Here is a 20,887-nt window from a genome sequence, read left to right as displayed (position 1 = left end):
ATCAAATCCTGGTACTCGTTTCTGACAACATACTTTTAACAGTTATCCCCGTCCTGATCCTGCTGCCTTTTATTGCAAAATACAGGATAAAAAAATACGACGGCAGGCAGACCAGATAGGCCAACTGGTGTGTATAAAGATCCGCCACATAGCCAAACAAAAGCGGCAGTACCGCACCGCCGATGATCCCCATTACCAGAACAGAAGAGCCTGTTTTGGTGAATTTACCCAGGTCGGCGAGCGCCAGCGGGAAAATGGCTGGCCAGAGCAGCGAATTCGATAAACCCAATGCGGCGACAAGATAAATGGAAATTGCCGGTGGGACCATAGTGATCGAAATGGTAATGAGCATTCCGGAGATCGCGCAGAAAACCAGGGCCATGCGCTGACTTATCTGTTTCGGGATAAAAAACACGCCGAGCAAATAACCCGCCACCATACCGAATGTAGTCAGCCAGACGTAATTTTCAGGAGACGAAAGGTTCAGTACTTTGGCATAATCGTTAATGGAGCCTAAAGCGATGATCTCGACACCGACATCAAAAAATATAGCCACCACGCCCAACAGTACATGCGGAATCTGAAGAATGCTGGTCTTACTGTTGGCATAAGCGGAAATTTCATTGGGCTCACCATCCAAATCGTCCTCGCCCGGCGCTTTGAGCTCGGGGAGCGGGGAGTAGAGCGAGAGCAAACCCATCGCGGTAAGTATCGCGCCAATGATGTAAAACGGCACAATGGCGTCGCCCAGCTGCACATTCGCCAGATCCAGGAATAAACCAAGGATCAGCGACGCCCCTGCGAGTGCAAGCTTGTCCGCGATACCCATCGTACTGATCCGGCTTGCTGCGCTTTCGGGCGGGCCGAGTATGGTCACGTACGAATTGATCGCGCCGGTAAGCAAAGTCTGGCCAGTACCGATGATGAAAAGTGCGAAGAGAAAGAGTGCAAAACTGACAATATGAGCTGCATAGCCGATCAGCGCGAATCCGGCGGCAATGGTGATGAAAGCAATGCTGATCCCTTTTTTATATCCCAGTGCTTTGAGTACACTGCCCGAGGGCACGCCGAAAAGCACATAAGCCGAAAACGTGGCTGTCATAATCAGGTAAGAAGCTGCCGTGGAAACGGCAAATGCTTCCTGCACAAAAGGGATAAAGTACGCGTTAATACCAACGGAAAAACCCAGGATTACATACATGCTGCCGATAATGAGCATGGGAAGTACGGGCGTTTTTTGAGTGTTATTCATGACTTCTAAGTATTTTTCTGAGATGATCGAGTGCGAGTTCCTTTACTTTGTCACCATATTCTTTTGTGGCTTCGGGGGCACTTTCGGTATACCAGGTTCCAATTTTAAAGCGCTGCATATCAGCGCCTTCCGGGCATAATGATAGCATGAGTGCGGTTTCCAGCCTGCCGGCATGATCAATGGGATGCTGCGCCTGGATTTCGGGACTCAGAAACGGGTGTATGCGGATCCAGTTGAAAGGGTCACTTCCCTGGTTGTGCTGTTCATAGTAGTCGGCCGACTCGCGATTGCCCCACCAGCCTTCGCCACGCTCTTTTTCCAGAAATGAAAAGGTAGCCTGTTTCGCCGCCAGTTTGAAAGAAAGGTCCGTAGGCATTCCGGCGGTAAAATTTTCACTCTGGTGGTGGACAAACACATGTATGTTCCTGAAACCGATCCGGAGCAGGTTATCAAACAGGTTTTGTGCGAATGGGTATAAGATCTGCGGGCCGGTATGGACGCTGCCTTTTCGCTCCGGCGGCTCTACGGCGAAGCTGCTGGCACCGTAATAAAACGGTGGCAAAATGACCATCGGAAGCTCTTTTTCAACGATTTCCAAAGCACGGACGATCACAAGTGTGTCGACTCCGGTCGCCAGGTGTTCGCCATGATATTCCAGTACGCCAAGTGCCAGTGCTACGGGTGTATTGGCGTCAATCGCCGAGCGGATATCTTGGGGGAACATGAGTTCGTAACGCATAGGGTTGAGGCTAAGGGTTTAAGGGTGGTTCGATGGATACAGGATTTACTTTCTTCCTGAAAAGATTGCGGATCTGGCTTTCAGGCGTTGATTTTCTGTTCAATGCCATACGCATCCATCCATAGTAAATAATGCCGGCTGCGATCATCCCATTGATCAGAGAAATGAAAAATTCTTGCGAAAAATAGCCGATTAAAAACCCTGTTATCCAGGACAGAAATGCAGCCGGGTTGATTTTCATGTCCGGAGAGCCGTTTTTGTCTTCGTACATCACTTTCCGCTCCGGAAACAGCCAGTAGTCAATAATTACTGTAACGGCAATAGGGCCGATCAGCCACGATAGAAACTGCAAAAAGAAATTGAATATCTGATCCGGGCCATACCAGGAAAAGAACAAAGCCAGAGCCCAGGATATTAGCAGCACCAGTTTCCGGTTCGTTTCTTCGTTTTTGTATTGTGGTATCGGTGGAGCGGCCATCATATTTGCACCGAAATAAATAGCGGCCATGGCTGTGGACCAAGAGCCGAGAAAGATTGCGAAAAAGGACACATGCAGTAAACCGAACCGGTCCATAATCAGAAAAATATTCCATTCGCCGGTTGCGAGCGCACCGAGCGTTGCACCCACATATTGCAGTACCATCAGGACGCCGTAGGTCAGAAATAACCCGATTCCGGCTTGTCTTTCATTTTTGTAAAACCTTGTAAAATCAGAGATAACGGTGTTGGCGTGGAGCCAGCCGCCAGCGGCCGACGTGAAGACAACCAGCGCCGAGGCGGACTGCATTGGAGCACGTGCGATGATCGCTTTAAGTCCTCCACCTATATCCAGCGCTCCCCATATAGTCACGATCAGAATCACCACAATAGCCGGAACCGCCAGATAATCCACATAAGCGATCCATTTCATGGTTTTATAGGCAGGAATTAGAAATACCACCGCCATCAGCAAGGTGATTCCCCAATAGGCGAAAGCAGATTCCTGGCTTATACCCAAGATCCCAATGGTCGCATCCCGCGTTAAATTTAAAATGACTGCGAACCATACCACGGTTGTGATAGAGAGGATAAAATTGGGTAGTACGACGCCCCAGTTTCCGTAAGAATAGCGAAAAAGCATTGCACTGGTGTAGCCCGTTCGGGTACCGATGATGCCAATCAGTATGGCAATGACACTATTGAATATTCCCGCCATCGCAATGACGAGCATTGCTTCTTTAAAGGAAAGCTGGCTGCCGACAAGGCCTCCTACAAGCAAACTGGAAACGGTGAGAACCAGCCCCCATAAAATAAAAGTGTTGCTCCAGAAGCCCAGCTTTTTGGAGTCAGGCAGTCTGGACCGCACTTCATCCCCCCGGTCTGAGGGGACGGTTGAAATGTCTTCATGGCTCATGTTAGGAAATGCGAAGGTTGCTAGGTTTAGGAATTTATGTACATACCCGCAACCGAACGAAAACCCGTAATGGGTTCTGGAGAAATTTGCAATGCTGGATTTTTACGATTTGGAAAACCAGCTATTATACTGATTTTGTTCATAAAGTCCATTTTGTGAATTGTCAGATTTACAATTCATATTTTTTTATTCTGTATTGCAGTATAATTGGAAAATATTTGAATTTACTTTTTTTATTTCTCGGTTAAACATAACTTGAGGGCTTTTAACAAATTCTGAGCTGCTTCGCGTTTTTAAGCACACTATTAAGTACTTCGATCTGAGTAAACAATGTTAGCTGCATATTAGTACCATTCAAATTAACCAGGGGATGATTGATTCAAATTCAAAAAAGCAGTATTTCGCCCGGATTGCTGAGGGTGATAAAAGTGCTTTTGATGTTTTTTTTAAACATTATTATCCCAAGCTGATCAAGTTTGCCCAAATTTATGTCGACTCGGTGCAGCAGGCCGAAGATGTAGTCGCCGACGTATTAACGAATGTACTGATCAACAGGAAGCGGGTTTTCGCACTCGACCATTTTGAATCCTACCTTTATTTCTCCGTTAAAAACAAATCGATCACCTCTATTAAAAGACAGCAGCGGGAAAATCCATTCATTTTTGATTCGAATGAATTCATACTCAATTCCATGGCGGTAGCTGATCCCCATGACCTGCTAGTCGGAGTGGAGCTGCAAGACCAGGTCAACCAGATCACGCAACAGTTTCCGCCAAAACGGAAAATGGTTTTTCAGCTGATCCGGGAAGAAGGTTTTACGTACCGCCAGGTGGCCGAGCTGATGAACATTTCCGAACGTACCGTAGAAGTGCATCTGAAACTGGCGGTTAAAGAGCTCCGCGAAGGGATTGAGATTTTTCTTGGTGACGGGAGATCTGCAAAAATCACCCAAAAAGCCCCTGCAAAGCATTGACGTATAAATAATCGCGTCTCATTTCCAATAAGTCTGCTGGCTGGATTCCAGGTCTTTTCTACCTTGTTTGTAGTCAGCCACATTCACGCCACTAGGCCCGGATTATCCTGCTGTTCGAATCGCCATCATCATTTTCCATTTGTGTGGCGGCAAAAGTTCAACCTGCCTGTTCAGAAAAACAATAAGGCAAAATCGGAAAACGAGAAAAAAAGCGTAGACGTATATTTAATATCGTTAGTAATACGATCAGGTCTGACCGGCTCCAATAACAAAAAATCAAAAAATTTTTTCAAACGCATTACGGGTTTTTTCCGCGATGCAGGTTATGCACATATAAAACGGATTTCATGAGCTATAATCACTTACATATTGACCATTTAATAGCGCAGATGCTGAGCGGATATGCGACAGAGCAGGAGAGGAAGGAGTTGGAGGAATGGCTGTCCGCGTCTGATGATAACCGTGCCGTTTTTGAAGAGTTGGAAAAAGTGTGGCAAGCGCCTCAGGATGATGCACATGAAAAAGGAATGGACAATATCAGGGACCAGATATGGGAAAATGCGATAGCAAACGAGGATGAAAGAGAAGAAGTTACGGGAATTCAAAAAGTGTTTTCATTTCCGTGGCGGTCGGTGGCAGCTGTTTTTTTACTGGTCGTATCAGGTCTTTATTTTTATTCAAATACCCTTAAAAATAGCGAAAGCAGGGTTGCCGGCAAGCGGGATGTGTGGGTGGAAAAGGAGAACCCGACAGGAAAAAGGTCGGTCTATTATCTGCCTGACAGTACTAAGGTATGGCTGAATGCAGAGAGTACGATTGGTTTTTCTGAGAGTTTTTCCGATACGCTAAGATATGTGAGATTGAAAGGAGAAGCGTTCTTTGAGGTGGTTAAAGACACCCGCCGGCCCTTTATTGTGGAAGCGAATGGAATAACAGTACAAGCCCTGGGAACAGCCTTTAATGTGTCCCAAGACATCGGAAACCCTGACATTACAGTGGCTTTGCTGGAAGGAAAAGTTAAGATTGAAAACAAGGAAAAAACACACATGGTGATCTTGAAACCCGGCGAACAGCTCGTTGCATCCAAAGGCAATACCGCATTTGCCACGCAGCCTTTCGACTACGATGTGGCTCTGGGATGGAAAGACGGCATACTGGTTCTTCAACGGGACGATTTTTCGACTTTCTGCAGGAAGATAGAAAAATGGTATGGTGTAAAAATCGAGGTGAGAGGCAATGCTCCCGACGACTGGGAGATCAGGGCGAGGTACCAGAACGAAGGCCTCCAGAACGTCCTCAAAGACCTTAGTTTCAACAAGGAGTTTGATTATAAAATTGAAGGCAAAAACGTGTACCTGACGTTCTGATCCGCAACACGGCAGGACACAGCAGCAAAACGGACTTAAAATCGATTATTAAGGGAATTTGAATTCTTAATCCTTGTCAGATTAATGTGTCAGTCCATTGGTAAATGGCCCACTACCAGTGTGTTGAAAATGAAGCTAAACCGTCTCTTAACCTAAAAAAGAAGTATGAAAAGATTACTTTACTCGCAACTTGCCAGGAGTGCAGGTTATGTATTCCTTGTCGTTATACCGCAGCTTCTCCTTGCCGGCCTGAGCCAGGCGAAAGAAACTAGGGAGATCAAGAGCATTCACGAAGTAAAAATCCGGACCGTATACAATAATGCGCTTCTGGCCGATGTTTTCAAGGACATCGAATCGAGGACTGAATTTGTTTTTACATTCGATGCAAAGGATTCGTTTTTAAAGGACCATTACAGTAAATCAATGGGTACGTCATCAGTAGCCCAGGTACTGGAAGGTATCGCCAATTCGTCGAGGCTTGCGTTTCAGCAGATCAATCAGAATATCAGCGTAAGAAGGCAGAGTGTGGGCATGTCGGTTGAAAATGCAGCCGAGGAGCGAAAGTTGGTGATCGATGTGACCGGTAAGGTGAGGTCGGCGCCCGACAAGCTTGGGTTGCCCGGAGTAAGCATTTTGGTAAAAGGCACGACCACCGGTACTGTGACCGACGGCGAAGGAAATTACAGCATTTCGTTTCCCGGCGACGAAGGCACGCTGGTGTTTTCCTCAATCGGATTCATCACCCAGGAAGTGGTGATCAAAGGCCAGTCTACCGTGGATGTGTCGATGGAAGAAGATCTTAAAAAGCTGGACGAAGTGGTGGTTACCGCATTCGGGATTGAGAGGGATAAAAAGAGCCTTACCTATTCCACGCAGAACCTAGATGTGGAAGCGATCTCAAAGGCAAAGGAATACAACGTACTGAACTCGCTCGCGGGAAAAGTGGCTGGTCTGAATTTTCAGACGTCTAGCACAGGGGTAGGCGGTACTTCGCGGATCGTATTGCGCGGAAACAGGTCCATTAGTGGTAATAGTCAGCCTTTGTACATTGTGGATGGTGTACCAGGAAATCTTTCTGATCTCAATCCCGACGACATCGAATCCATGACCGTTCTGAAAGGCCCGAATGCAGCCGCACTTTACGGAAGCCAGGCAAATAACGGGGCGATTGTGGTTACTACCAAAAGCGGCGGCAATACGGGCGGACGTTATAATGTATCTGTTAGCCAGTCTTATATTTTTGAAATACCTAACATCCTGGTCGATTATCAGAATTCGTACGGGCAGGGGCTTAATGGGCAATATCTCGGAAATACTTCGAGCAATTGGGGGCCGAAAATGGAAGGTCAGATGGTGGACCACTGGTCCAACGATCCCAACTGGGCAGGTCCGAAAACCTATGCGTATTCGCCTCAGCCCAATAATGTGCGGGATTTTTTCAAAGTAGGCCACAACTCCTCCACCAGCCTGGCAATCAGCACAGGCAGCGAGAAAGCGCAGACCTATTTTTCCTATACCTATACAGACGGAGCGGGGACAGTTCCATTCAACGAGCTGTCGCGGCACAATGCCAACCTGCGGTTTTCGAATAACCTGGGCAAGAAGCTGAGCATCGACGGAAAGCTGACCTACATGCGCCAGGAGATCAAAAACGGCCTCGGAGTTTCCATTGATTACAGTAACCCGTTGCGACATGCCTACCGGATTCCCCGGAATGTAAATACTGCCGATGCGGAGATCTATGAGTTTTATAATGACAATGGAACACCCGTGACGCATACATGGAGCTCTTCCGAACTCGTGGAAACCAATCCGTACACAGCAGTAAACGGAATTTCTTCCAGCAGCGTGAGAGACCGCGTTGCCGCGTTGGCGAGTATGAAATACCTTATCACAGACAAGCTGAGCGTGCAGGTAAGGTCGTCGCTGAACCGGGCATTTGAAAATTATCAGAACGAGATCAAAGGCGGTATTTCGAAAGTTTCGCCGGTAGACGGCTACTTCGGGGTTTCTTCATCCGAAAGCATGAGCCTTAACAATGACATCCTGGCATCTTATAACGACGACATTTCCAGTACATTGAAGTACAATGTGAACGTCGGGGGAAACAGCCTGATCAACCGAAATACCTCCATTTCTGCGAATACAGGTACGACTCTAACTATTCCTAATTTCTTTACTCTTTCGAATACCCAATACCTGCAGGCGTCCAACGGCGTCGGCGGCCCGAGCAATATCAATTCACTGTACGCCTTCGGACAGATCAGCTACAAGGATGCGATATTTCTGGACCTAACCGGAAGGAATGACTGGAGTTCCACTTTGCCGAAAAGCAACTGGTCCTTCTTTTATCCTTCCGTCGGTCTGAACGGCGTGGTGTCTGAGCTGTTAAAGCTGCCGACGGTGGTTTCGTTTTTTAAAGTGAGAGGTTCTTATGCCATCGTAGGTAACGGAACCAGTCCATTCTCCCTGTCGCGGTATGCAACACTGGCCCGCGGAGGCAAGGCAGGGCTGATGTCGGTAAGCGGAACTTTACCGAATGAAAACTTGAAACCTGAGAAAACAGCCAGTCTTGAACTGGGTGGTGATCTCCGCTTCTTCGAAGACAGGCTTGGTCTGGACTTTACCTACTACGTAACCAACACCACCAACCAGCTCTTTTCCATTTCGCTGCCTCCTGCGTCAGGTGCATCCGGATTTTTTACGAACGGGGGTGATGTGGAGAATAAAGGGATAGAAATGGTATTTACTCTGAAACCGGTTGTGAAAGCGGATTTTGGCTGGGATATCAATGTCAATTTTTCCAAAAACAAAAATATAGTAAAGAAGATCAATGACCAGCGCCCATCTATTGTGATGGGAAACAACGACTTACGTGAGATCAGATTGGAACAGGGAAAGCAGTGGGGCGGTATTTATGTGAAAGGTTTCCAGCGTGATGAAAATGGAAATGTGATCGTTGGGGCCAATGGGATTCCTCTTTATACGACCGGTAAAACCGTTTTCGTAGGAAATTCGGAACCGAAGTGGCTCGGCGGGATCCGCAATACATTCCGTTACAAAAAGCTGAGCCTGAGCGTGCTGATCGATGTGCGCCACGGCGGAGTTATCTCTTCGTTTGCTAATTCAGTACTTGCTGCCGACGGCTCAACGAAAGAAACAGAGGCGGGCCGCGAAGGAAATCTTGTTTTTGGTAAAGATTTCTTCCCCGGTGAAAAAGCGGTGAAACAAGACGGATCGGTCAACGATCTGCCGATCAATGTCCAGGATTTCTGGATCGGAAGCGGCGGCCGCACGGCCGGGCTTGTGGGCGAAATCCATACTTCGGACGCATCCAATGTAAGATTGAGAGAGGCGCAGCTTAGTTACAGTCTGCCCAAGGGCATATTTGGTCACCCGATAAGTTTTTCACTGGTGGGACGGAATTTGTTTTTCCTGTCCAACAAAGCCAAGTACCTCGATCCTGAAATTTTCGTTGGGGCAGACAATGCTACCCAGAGCGACGCCAGTTTCACCCTGCCTACTACACGCTCGATCGGATTTAATGTACGTGTCAACTTTAAATAATCAGTAGACTCATGAAAAAGATAAAAATCATACTCGTTGCATGTTTTTGCATGGTTTTCGGAAGCTGCACCGACGTTTTTGAAGAACTGAATACACCGTCCAACCTGCTGGTTACAAATAAGCTGGATATCGGGAACGTGGGCCAGGTTTTTGCCACCACCCAGTACAATGCCATGCATATGTCGGGTTACGAAATCAGCCAGAACCTTTTTGCAGACCTTTTCAGCCAGTATTTTACCTTGCTGCGGGCTAACTTTTACTCGGACCGCTATGTGGATGTGGCGAGCTGGTCGAACTCCAATTTTACCGGCTTTTATACATCGGTTGCCAAAGATCTCAGCTTTGTGGAAAAGTACACGGCCGAGAAAAATTTTACGCTGCAGAATGCGGTGATCAAAGTCTGGAAAGTACAGGCCTTTCACAGGCTCACCGATTACTACGGGCCAATACCTTATCTGGAAGTTGGAAATGGGGCTACCAGTGTACCTTATGATCCGCAGGAAGTGATTTACAGGGATTTCTTTAAAACGCTGGACGAGGCAGTAGCCGTTTTGAAAGAGAACAAAGGCGCGAGCGTTTTTTCAAGAGATGACCTTGTTTTTTCCGGAGACGTAAACAAATGGCTCACGTTTGCCAATTCACTTCGCCTGAGACTGGCGCTGAGGGTTAAATACGCTGACCCCGCGCTGGCAAAAACCGAAGCTGAAAAAGCAGTAGCCGACGGAGTGATGCTCACTGCAGCGGAAAATGCAAATGTTTTTACCAATGCACTCAGTATCAATAATCTGGGGCCCATCGCAAACTACGACAACTGGCGGATGAGCGCCACCATGGAAAGTGTCATGGTAGGGTTCAACGACCCGAGGCTCGATTCGTACTGGAACCCGGTGGTGACCGACAACAGGAACGATGGAAGCAAATTCCATGGGATCAGGAACGGATTACCGATCACCTTGATCGACAACCCTGTACAAGTCGCCACCAACTCCAAGATCGATACCAAATGGTGGAGATTGGAAGACGGCGGCACAAATCCTCCATACCAGGTAATGAGAGCCGAAGAAGTCTATTTTTTACGCGCCGAAGGTGCGGTAGAAGGATGGAATATGGGTGGTACTGCGAAGGAATTATATGACAAAGGCATTGAAGTATCGATCTCGTCCCGGACTTCGGCGACGGCTGTGGATATTGCCAATTATCTGAAAAGCGCAAACACCCCCAAGCCGCTAAAAGATCAATGGAATACACCCGCGGTTTCAGATATTCCCGTCGCTTTCCTGGGCGCCGGACCGAAAGAAAAGCAGCTGGAGCAGATCGGTACCCAGAAATGGATCGGCTTGTTTCCGGACGGCTGGGAAGCCTGGGCAGAAATGAGAAGAACGGGTTACCCGAAACTGCTTCCAAGGATACAGTCTGAAAATCCGGATGTACCGGCAGATAAGATGATCAGAAGACTTTTGTTTGTCGACGGGGAATATGCAAACAACAAACAAGCTGTAACAGCCGCACTTACTTTGCCCGAGCTGGCGGCCAAAGGAGGAAATAAAAACAGTACGAGATTATGGTGGGACGCTAAATAGACATCATGGCTGATATATTAAACAAATTGGACCGCCGGGATTTTGTAAAAAATCTGGCGGTCGGCGGGATCGGTATGGGCCTGGTGAGCGCCTCCTCCCTGTCTTTCGGGGCAGCAGCGGCAAAAGATATCAGGATCGGCGTGGTAGGATTGTCGGTCCACAGCGCGGCGTTTTCCCAGATCCTGAACGACAGCAACAAAGCGGGCGACCTGGCGGGATGTACAATCACCGCATTATACCATCCCCCCGGAAATTCCGATGTCGATTTTACCAAAGAGCAGCTCGCGAAATTTGAGTCGGACATCAGGGCAATGGGTGTGAAAATAGTAGGCTCGATGAGCGAAATGCTTGCATTGGTAGACGTGGTAATGATCGAAACTAACGACGGTCGTCCGCACATGAAAGAGGTTTTACCAGCTTTTGAAGCAGGGAAGCCGGTATTTCTGGACAAACCGGTTGCAGCTTCTTTGAATGGTGTGATAGAGATTTATGAAAAAGCAAAGCAGTTCAACGTCCCCGTTTTTTCATCGTCGGCACTGAGGTACATTCAGGGAGTGGTCAATATCAAAAGCAGTGAAGTCCTGAGCGCCGCTACATTCAGTCCGGCCGCATTTGAGAAAAGCCATACCGATCAGTTCTGGTACGGGATACACGGGATCGAACTGCTTTTTAGGGCAATGGGGCCCGGGTGTAGAGAAGTGGCACATGTACATCACAGCAAAGCCGACGATCTGCTGGTCGGTTACTGGGACGATGGCAGAGTCGGGACTTTCCGGGGAATCCGCGAGGGGAAAAAGGATTTCGGGGGGATTGCCTACATGCAGGACCGGATCGCCACGCTGGGTACGTTTACAGGCTACCGTGATTTGGTGGTGAAGGTTGTCGAATTTTTTATTACCAAAGTCCCGCCGGTACCCGTGAGGGAAACGCTGGAAATATATGCCTTCATGGAAGCCGCTATGGAAAGCCGCAAAAACGGGGGAGTAAAAGTCAGCCTGGAAAAAACATTAAGCAAAGCATATAAGGCAAATAAGGTTAAACAATAATTATCAGTAATCAGAAAAACTATGGGAAAGTTAAATGTAGGAATTATTGGATACGGCTGGGTTGCTACCGCACATATTACGGCAATACAGGCGGGCAATGGAGCACAGGTAACTGCTATTTACTCTTCAAGAAAACACGATGACGCCGAATTAAGCGCCAAATGGGGATCGGATATTACTTCCTACACGGATTTGGATGCTATGCTGGCCAACAAGGATATCGACGCTGTTTCGATCTGCAGCTTCACCTATCAGCATGTGGAACACGCCGTAAAAGCCGCCAAAGCCGGAAAACACATTATCCTTGAAAAACCGATGGCATTGTCATGGGCCGACTGCCAGGCGATCGAAGCCGCTGTGAAAGAAGCCAATGTGAAATTCTGTATCTGTTTTGAATGCCGGTATTCCAACCAGTTTATCTCTACAAAAGCAATCCTGGACCAGGGCCTGATCGGTGAGTTGCATTATGCCGAAGTGGATTATTTGCACGGAATAGGTCCGTGGTACGGCCAGTTTGAATGGAATGCGAAAAAAGGCGGGGGCGGAAGTTCCCTGCTCACAGCGGGTTGCCACGCGCTGGACTCTTTATTGATGTTTATGGGCACGGATGTGGAAGAAGTAACAAGCTACGATACCAAATCCAAAAGCGCCATTTTCGCACCTTACGAATACACGACGACAAGTGTCACGATATTGAAATTCAAAAGTGGTAAAATAGCTAAATGCGCCGCAAGCGTTGACTGTCTTCAGCCTTACTACTTCCACACGCATTTGTTTGGAAGTGAGGGAAGTATCCTCGATAACAAGATCCATTCGGAGAAACTTAAGTCGGACAAACACAAGTGGAGCGACATGTCGATGTCGATGCTCGACTCGGGCGACGTGGCCGACCACCCGTACCAGTTACAGTTCGATACGTTTTTTGAATCGATCCAAAACAATACAGAAATGCCTCTCACAGGCTTGAAAGAAGCAATCAAAACGCACGAAATCATTTTCGCTGCCGACCAGTCTGCCGCTACCGGCAAGAGTGTAAAATTGTAATACCATGAAAAAAGTCGCCATGGCAGTTGCTGCCCATCCGGATGATATCGAATTCCTGATGGCCGGGACCCTTGTTCTTTTGAAAAACGCGGGCTACGAGATCCATTACATGAACCTGTCGACCGGAAACTGCGGGAGTACTATCCACGATTCGGAGGATACGACGAGGATCCGGTTAAAAGAAGCTCAAAATGCATCGGAAGTATTGGGCGCAACTTTTCATCCGCCCATTACCAATGATTTCGAGATCATGTACGACGTGGGATTGCTACGGACACTGGCCGCAGTGATCCGTAAAGTGAAGCCTTCGGTCATACTTACGCATTCTCCGTCCGATTATATGGAGGATCACATGAACACTAGCCGGCTTGCCACCACAGCTGCATTCGTGCGCGGAGTACCCAATTTCGAGACTGGCGAGCCAGCCGTTTCGAACTATAATTGCGCCATTTACCACGCTGTCCCGCACGGTTTGATGGACCCGCTCCGGCAGAAAGTGTATCCGGAAATGTTCATTGATACCACATCGGTTCAGGCACTGAAACGAAAAGCCCTGCAAGCGCATCAGAGCCAGCAGGAATGGTTGCAGGACAGCCAGAAAATGAATTCATATATCCAGGCCATGGAGGACTTTTCACTGGAAATCGGGAATATGTCGAATGCTTTCGAACATGCCGAGGGCTGGCGACGACACGCGCATTACGGTTTTTCCGAAGCCGGATTCGATCCTTTGCAAACGCTTGGTCATTTGGTCCTGCGCAATGAAGCTTATGCTAAAACAGCTTAAGGTTAAGTCACTAAAATCAATTTTTCTAAAATATTGTATGCGTAAAACGAGCTCAATAGCTCCGGGCTGGTGGGATTACACCACCCTGGAACTGGATCACAAACTGACAGACAAAATTGCCTCAATGGGGCCTGAGGATATGATCAAATTGTCCCGGCCGGGTTTCAAAGTGGTTTTTTATGATACCATCGAAGAATTTTATCTTGCCGAAGCGCTGGAATATGTAGACGTCTGGAAGCAGGCTACCGCCGAAAATCCGGTAGGCCTTTGCGGACCGATCGGTCCGACCGAGCAGCTTCCACTGGTAGCGCGGATTATCAACGAGCTGAAAATCTCTGTCAAAAACGCGCATTTCTGGAGTATGGACGAATGGGTTGTGGATGGGAAGGAAGTTTCCGCGGATCATCCATTGTCGTTTCAAAGAACATTTAAATCCCTTTGTTACAACAGGATAGATAAAAGCCTGGCGATGCCGGAAGAAAACCTGCATTTTCCCAAAGCCGATACCAGCGCATTTATCGAAAGCTGGAAACAGGCCAAATGCCTCATTATGCAGGGCGGGCAGGGTGATGTGAAACACTGGGCTTTTAATGAGCCTCCAAAAAGAGAAGGCATTTACAAGGATACCCCGCAGACGGTCGACGAATATAAGCAGCTCGCGACCAGAGTGTTGGACCTGCATCCGATCACGGTTCAGCAGAATTCGCGCCTGCATTGCGGAGGTAACGTTCCGCTGATCCCCACACAAGCCGTGACAGTAGGGCCGAAAGAAACCTGGGAGACAGACAAAGTCTCGATCTGGCACGCCGGCGCACATGACAATCCTTTCGGGCAACGACTTACTACCTACATGATCTCAAACAAAATCCCCGACACCTGCGTCCCGATGTCCGTGCTCGCAGACCATCCCAATGTGCAGTTCAATTTTTATCGTCCGGGCCTGGGTACCTGTTCAATAGAGATGCATTGACGGAGATTTCGCCGGGAAACGGTGTACTTAAATCAGTAAAATTTAAAGCAATGATCGTATTTAAAAAAGCGAAATATCCGGCGCGGCATGCTGTGCATGTATTGCTGGTACTGGCCGGCCTGTATATGACTGGTTGCGGGGGCGCTCAAAAGATGGGGCTGAAAGATGGGGACCGGATTGCCGTTATCGGCAATTCGCTCGCTGAACGTTTCCAGCAGGACGGGTGGTTTGAAACCTATCTGCAGGCCGCCAACCCCGAAAGCAAACTTGTCATCAGAAACCTGGGTTACTCGGGCGACCAGGTCCATTACCGGCCGCGTGCCCACAAAGGTTTTGGCGACAGTGATACGCATCTGGCGGAAGTGAGGGCGAATGTGATTTTTTCTTTTTTCGGGTACAACGAGTCTTTTGAAGACAAGCCCGAAGAATTCCGGAAACAGCTCACAGCTTGGATAGATCACGTGCAAACGCAGAAATACGATTCGGTGAACACGCCGCGCATTGTGATGTTTTCGCCGATTGCGCATGAAGATCTCAAAACGCCCAATTTACCTGATGGGAAGGAAAACAACCGCCGGCTGGCTGCTTATACCAAAGTTATGGAAGAAGTGGCAGCGGAAAAGGAAACCGGGTTTGTAGACTTGTTTAATGCGACGCAGAAAATGTACGAAGCTTCGGAAAAACCCCTCACCATCAACGGGATCCACCTGAACGAGGAAGGGAACCGTCAGCTGGCGCAATATTTCACAGAGTCTGTTTTGAAGGAAAAAGTAAGCCTGGACAAGGTGAAGCTGGATTCTCTCAGAAGTGCGGTTATTGATAAAGATGATCACTGGTTTCAGAAATACCGGACGATCAGCGGAAACGATGTATGGGGGACGCGTTCCACCCAGGACGGGAATTACGCAACTTTAAACCAGGAACTGAAAGTACTGGACGTGATGACCGCCAACCGCGACAAACGGATCTGGGCGCGTGCGCAGGGAAAGGACGAAAAGCTCGATGACAGTAATGTACCGGAGCTGCTGGTGGTAGGAACCCACATTACCCGGGACGTAACCTATGTAGACCCACAGGAGGCGATCAGCAAAATGACATTTCCGAAAGAGCTGGAAGTCAACTTGTTTGCTTCTGAAAAAACCTTTCCGGAAATAGCCAAGCCGGTGGCCATGCAGGTCGATACGAGAGGACGGATATGGGTGGCATCGTGGGCGACCTACCCGAAATGGGAGCCGGGCAAACCGATGAACGACCGACTGGTTATTTTATCCGATGAAAATGGCGACGGCGTAGCCGACAAGTCGAAAACCTTCGCCTATATTTCCCACCCAACCGGTTTCGAATTCTGGAACGGCGGCGTGATCGTGGTTTCTGCCCCGGATATTTTTTATCTCAAAGACACCGACGGTGATGATGTAGCCGATGTGAAGATCAAAATGTTCGGTGGCATAGGTTCCGACGATACGCACCATTCGGCCAACAACCTGATCTACGGACCGGACGGGAATATCTATTACCAGCGTGGGATTTTTATCCTCGAAAACATTGAGACACCCTGGCGCGTGAGCGAAGAATCGGGAACACCCGGACTTTACCGATTCAATCCCCGCACGTTCGATTTCTCTTTTGTGGTGGAAAATACGCCGAATGCACATGGTATCAGTTTTGATAAATGGGGAAATCCGCTCGTCACCGACGGCACCAGCGGCAAGGCTTTTCAGGTATATTACGACCGAAAAGTGACTTCTACGACGGACGTGAGCAGGTATGAAAAAAGACCATTGTTTATACCGTCGGTCCGGCCGATCACAGCAAATATGATTTTGTCGAGCAGCCATTTTCCGGATGCATATCAAAACAATTTCCTGCTTTTTAATGTTATTGGTTTCCAAGGTATTAAACGGTACCGGCTTGATTATAAGGAAGATGGAATAGTGCAAGGCGTTGAAATAGGCGATCTGCTGTACACCGGGAAGGTGCCTACATTTACGCCGAATACCGAAGCCGCGCCACGCATTGTCCCGAAAGATTATCCGGGCGATCCCAATTTTCGGCCCACTGACGGGGTGATCGGCGGAGACGGTGCGCTCTATTTCAGCGACTGGCAAAACCCGGTAATTACACACTCGCCTTATAACCTCCGCGACGCCAGCCGCGACCATACCCACGGCAGGATTTACAGGGTAACTGCCAAAAACCGGCCACTGCAAAGCCCGGTTACCATTCATGGAGCGAAAGTCGAGGACTTGCTGGAACTGTTCAAAAGCCCGGTTGATGGCATCCGTCACCGAGTCCGCGTTGAACTCAGCAGCAGGAACACCGACGAAGTGATCAAAAAAGCGCAGGCTTGGGTTGCAAAACTGGATCTTGACAAAAAGGAAAACGCATTGCCAATGCTGGAAATTCTCTGGCTGCACCAGCAGCATAATGTAGTCAACCGCGACCTGCTGACCAAGGCACTGAGATTCCCGGAAGGCCAGGTACGGATCGCCGCGCAGAAAGTGGCTTGGGCATGGAGCACACGCGAATCGCACCTCCGTGGCGGCACCGGCAATGACATTTCAGGGATGCAGTTCAGGACGTTTTATGAAAAATTCTGGAACAATCCCGACAGTACTTCCCGCATGACCAGCCACGTGGAGCACAAAATTGCCCCCACGACCGATGCGAAAAAATCGGATGGTTTTGACCAAAAGCTAGATCTGAGAAAAAGTGAAGTCGCCAGCCTGACGCTGGAAGCCATTCAATTGCGTTTCAACGTCGCCGAGTTCACCGTAAAACCCGGTCAGAAAGTGGAAATCACGCTCGATAACATCGATCTGATGCCGCATAACCTGGTGATTACCGAGCCGGGAGCAGCCGACGAGATTGCCCAGCAGGCGATCGCACTCGGGGACAACGGGCCTGCCAAGAACTATGTGCCCGACAATAAAAAGGTACTGTTCTCATCCCGCCTTATTGAAGCCAAAAAGAAGGAAACATTGAAATTCAAGGCCCCGGCCACCCCGGGCGACTATCAGTTCGTGTGCACGTTTCCGGGCCACGCCCCGGTGATGCGCGGCATTATGAAAGTGGTTCAGTAGCCGGATGTTAATGCAATTTCTTCATGAATAAAACCGAAAAGGACCGCCGTGATTTTCTTGTGAAGACGGTCGCGGCGGGGCTGGCCTTCGGGCTGGGAAATGAGGCCAGCGCGATGTTTGCGTCTGCGCCCAAAACGATCCGGGTGGGCATTATCGGCTTGTCCGTCCACAGCGCCGACTTTACCGAAATCATGAATTCGGGGCAAAACGATCCGCTGTTTGCAGGCTGTAAAGTAGTCGCGCTGCATCATCCGAAAGGTAATGCGGACGTGGAATTTTCGCCGGAACAACTCAGTCAGTTTACAAACACGGTTAAGAAAAACGGCGTTGAACTGGTTTCGTCCACGGCGGAATTGCTGAAAAAATCCGACGCCATTATGCTGCTCACCAACGACGGCAGGCCGCATCAGGAACAGATCCTGCCGGTTTTGAAGGTCGGGAAGCCCGTATTTGTGGACAAGCCTATGGCGGAATCACTTCCGAATGTCATCGCTCTTTTTGATTTAGCCCAAAAATACAAAACGCCCATTTTTTCCTGTTCGCCATTGCGATACGTCCGGGATATGAATGGCCTGGCCGGGGGCAAAATCGCGGGAGAAATACTTGGCGCTGATGCATATGGGCCGGCGCCTTTGCAAAAATCCCACGCCGACCTGTTCTGGGACGGCATACATGCTATCGAGCTGCTTTATGCGGTAATGGGGCCGGGTTGCCAGTCGGTGACACGGGCATATTCGGAGGGAGCCGACGTGGTGACCGGCGTTTGGAAAGGCGGTAAAATCGGTGTTTTCAGGGGGCTTCGCAAAGGTAAGATCGGGTTTGGCGGCACGGCTTATGGCTCGGAAAAAATTACGGCTATCGGCAAGTTTGATGGATATGGGAATCTGGTGGCCGAGATCGTCACATTTTTTCGAACCGGTCAACCGCCGGTTGCAGCCGCCGAAACCATTGAGATATACACATTTATGGAAGCGGCACATGAAAGCAAAAGACGCGGAGGCGCTCCGGTCGCATTGTCTGATATTCTTGCAAAAACAAAAGGATGATAAAGAAAAGCGGGCCGGAGAGCAGGTTTCTCGGAGTTAAAAATTACAGTCAGTTTAAATTGAGTATAGTATGAAAGCGAGCAGAATCAACAGGTTATTTAATGCGAAATCGGGTAAATGTTTTGATGTGGCGATCGACCACGGATTCTTCTGCGAATCCTCATTTTTGCCCGGTATTGAAAATATAGAAAAGTCGGTAAAAGTGCTGATTGATGCCGATCCCGACGCCATACAGCTCACGATAGGGCAGGCGCATCACCTGCAATCGGTTGCAGGAAAAAGCAAACCTGCGCTGGTACTACGCACCGATGTAGCCAATGTATACGGATCCGAACTTCCCAGTGTATTATACAGCAGGATGATAGAAGAACCTGCTTTGCAGGCAGTCAGGCTCGATGCTGCTTGCGTCGTGGTGAATCTTTTCCGTATTCCCGGCGCACCGGAAGTAACCGATCATTGTATCCAGAACATCCTGAAACTGAAACCGCTCTGCGACTTTTACGGCATGCCGCTGATGATCGAGCCGCTGGTTTTCAGGCCCAATCACGAAGCTGGCGGTTATATGGTCGATGGCAATATCAAGCTGATTGCACCGATGGTAAGGCAGGCGGTGGAACTCGGAGCGGACATCATTAAGGCAGACCCGACCGACGAAGTGGAGGAATATCACAAGGTAGTCGAGATAGCAGGTTCAATCCCAATCCTGGTCCGCGGCGGCGGCAGAGCCAGCGACGAGGAAATTCTTGAACGGACTTACAGGCTGATGAAACAAGGCGTAAAAGGCATTGTGTATGGCCGTAATGTGGTCCAGCATGCAAATCCCGCTGGTATGACCCGCGCGCTGATGGCGATTGTTCATGACAATGCGGAGCCGAAAGACGTGATCAACCTAATCTGAAACCGATGGAACAGACAACAGTAAATGTCGGGATAATTGGTGGCGGACTGATGGGGAAGGAGGTGGCCAGCGCGCTCGGAAGGTGGTTTGCATTGAATGATTATCCTGTGAAAGTGCAATTAAAGGCAGTCTGTGATCTCGATAGCAAGGCACTGAAATGGTACGAGAGTGTGCCTTCGGTGGATTTGCGAACGACAGATTACAAAGTGCTCCTGGCATCGCCGGATTTGTCGGTCATCTACGTTGCATTGCCGCATAATCTGCATAAAAAGTATTATACCGAAGTGCTGGAAGCGGGAAAAGACCTGCTTGCGGAAAAACCTTTTGGTGTAGATCTCGATGCTGCAAAGGAAATAAGCGAAACCGCGGACCGACTTGGCCGATTCGTAAGATGCAGCTCTGAAATGCCTTTTTTGCCTGGCGCGCAGCGCGTTATTGCAGAAGTCCAGTCGGGACGAATTGGTAAAATTATTGATATCAAAGCCGGATTCTGCCATTCCAGCGACATGGACCCACTCAAACCGATCAACTGGAAACGCCAGTCGCAGTACTGCGGAAATATCGGCGTGATGGGCGACCTCGGAATGCACGTAATGCATATTCCATTGAGAATGGGTTGGGTACCGAAACGCGTTTTTGCGCAGCTGCAAAAAATAATCACCACACGCCCCGACGGAAAAGGCGGCTGGGGCGAATCCGACACCTGGAACAACGCCACGCTTTCCACGACCGTCGACATAGAAGGGGATGAAATTCCGATGATGATGGAAATGAAACGATTAGCTCCGGGAGAAACGAATTCGTGGTACATTGAAATCTATGGTACTGAGGGAGGCGTGAAGTTCAATACCAAGGATACCAAGGCTTTGTGGACGTTCAGCAGGGGCAAGGAGCAAGCCTGGCAGCGGACCGATCTGGGTTTTCAGGTCGCATTTCCAACGATTACAGGTTCCATATTCGAGGCCGGATTTTCGGATTGTTTCATGCAAATGCTAGCGGCTTATTTTGCCGAGCGGGAAGGATTGCTGAACAACCGTTTCGGCTGCGTAACACCCCGCGAGGCGATGATGAGCCACAAGCTTTTTGAAAGCGCATTGCAGTCGCACGAGTCGAGATCGGTGGTAGAAGTTGCCTACGACTGA

At 48.9% G+C, this 20,887-nt stretch carries 15 protein-coding genes; 12 read left to right on the top strand and 3 right to left on the bottom strand.

The window, feature by feature from the left end:
• Position 1: 1 nt before the first annotated feature.
• From LZG74_RS11010 to LZG74_RS11000, 3 genes are read right to left on the bottom strand one after another with little or no spacing between them, the layout of a single operon-like run.
• Positions 2-1,252, bottom strand: a complete 1,251-nt coding sequence (locus tag LZG74_RS11010; RefSeq protein WP_233796633.1) for an MFS transporter — start codon at positions 1,250-1,252, stop codon at positions 2-4.
• Positions 1,245-1,991, bottom strand: a complete 747-nt coding sequence (locus LZG74_RS11005) for a creatininase family protein (RefSeq protein ID WP_233796632.1) — start codon at positions 1,989-1,991, stop codon at positions 1,245-1,247. Before LZG74_RS11005 ends, LZG74_RS11010 begins: the two co-directional genes overlap by 8 nt.
• 10 nt (positions 1,992-2,001) lie before the next feature.
• On the bottom strand, positions 2,002-3,384 hold the full coding sequence (locus tag LZG74_RS11000) for a cytosine permease (RefSeq protein ID WP_233796631.1): 1,383 nt from the start codon (positions 3,382-3,384) through the stop codon (positions 2,002-2,004).
• A 370-nt stretch (positions 3,385-3,754) separates the two neighbouring features.
• Here LZG74_RS11000 and LZG74_RS10995 point away from each other — a divergent pair, with 370 nt between their 5' ends.
• The 12 genes from LZG74_RS10995 to LZG74_RS10940 all read left to right on the top strand — a co-directional run bounded on the left by LZG74_RS10995 (position 3,755) and on the right by LZG74_RS10940 (position 20,887).
• Positions 3,755-4,357: an RNA polymerase sigma-70 factor gene (locus LZG74_RS10995; protein ID WP_233796630.1), complete on the top strand. Its 603-nt coding sequence runs from the start codon at positions 3,755-3,757 to the stop codon at positions 4,355-4,357.
• Positions 4,358-4,704: 347 nt separating this feature from the next.
• On the top strand, positions 4,705-5,724 hold the full coding sequence (locus LZG74_RS10990) for a FecR family protein (protein ID WP_233796629.1): 1,020 nt from the start codon (positions 4,705-4,707) through the stop codon (positions 5,722-5,724).
• A gap of 165 nt (positions 5,725-5,889) precedes the next feature.
• On the top strand, positions 5,890-9,291 hold the full coding sequence (locus tag LZG74_RS10985; protein WP_233796628.1) for a SusC/RagA family TonB-linked outer membrane protein: 3,402 nt from the start codon (positions 5,890-5,892) through the stop codon (positions 9,289-9,291).
• An 11-nt stretch (positions 9,292-9,302) separates the two neighbouring features.
• A complete protein-coding gene (locus LZG74_RS10980; protein WP_233796627.1) occupies positions 9,303-10,871 on the top strand; it encodes a SusD/RagB family nutrient-binding outer membrane lipoprotein in 1,569 nt (522 codons plus the stop codon).
• Between the two features lie 5 nt (positions 10,872-10,876).
• Complete coding sequence (locus LZG74_RS10975) at positions 10,877-11,917, top strand: Gfo/Idh/MocA family oxidoreductase (RefSeq protein ID WP_233796626.1); 1,041 nt, start codon at positions 10,877-10,879, stop codon at positions 11,915-11,917.
• A gap of 21 nt (positions 11,918-11,938) precedes the next feature.
• A complete protein-coding gene (locus tag LZG74_RS10970; protein ID WP_233796625.1) occupies positions 11,939-12,961 on the top strand; it encodes a Gfo/Idh/MocA family protein in 1,023 nt (340 codons plus the stop codon).
• A 4-nt stretch (positions 12,962-12,965) separates the two neighbouring features.
• Positions 12,966-13,748 (top strand): PIG-L deacetylase family protein, encoded by a 783-nt coding sequence (locus LZG74_RS10965; RefSeq protein ID WP_233796624.1) that lies wholly within the window; start codon positions 12,966-12,968, stop codon positions 13,746-13,748.
• A 37-nt stretch (positions 13,749-13,785) separates the two neighbouring features.
• Entirely contained in the window at positions 13,786-14,718 is a 933-nt protein-coding gene (locus LZG74_RS10960; RefSeq protein ID WP_233796623.1) for a hypothetical protein, read from the top strand.
• Positions 14,719-14,768: 50 nt separating this feature from the next.
• Positions 14,769-17,801 carry a PVC-type heme-binding CxxCH protein gene (locus LZG74_RS10955; protein WP_233796622.1) on the top strand — a complete coding sequence of 1,011 codons (3,033 nt, stop codon included), beginning with the start codon at positions 14,769-14,771 and terminating at the stop codon, positions 17,799-17,801.
• A gap of 23 nt (positions 17,802-17,824) precedes the next feature.
• A complete protein-coding gene (locus LZG74_RS10950) occupies positions 17,825-18,847 on the top strand; it encodes a Gfo/Idh/MocA family protein (RefSeq protein WP_233796621.1) in 1,023 nt (340 codons plus the stop codon).
• A gap of 70 nt (positions 18,848-18,917) precedes the next feature.
• Entirely contained in the window at positions 18,918-19,745 is an 828-nt protein-coding gene (locus tag LZG74_RS10945; protein WP_233796620.1) for a class I fructose-bisphosphate aldolase, read from the top strand.
• Between the two features lie 5 nt (positions 19,746-19,750).
• The gene (locus tag LZG74_RS10940; RefSeq protein ID WP_233796619.1) at positions 19,751-20,887 is read left to right on the top strand and encodes a Gfo/Idh/MocA family protein; all 1,137 of its coding nucleotides are present in this window, start codon (positions 19,751-19,753) and stop codon (positions 20,885-20,887) included.

The organism is Dyadobacter sp. CY327 (genome assembly GCF_021390415.1).
Classification (GTDB): Bacteria; Bacteroidota; Bacteroidia; order Cytophagales; family Spirosomataceae; genus Dyadobacter; species Dyadobacter chenhuakuii.
This window is presented reverse-complemented; position numbering and strand designations above follow the sequence as displayed.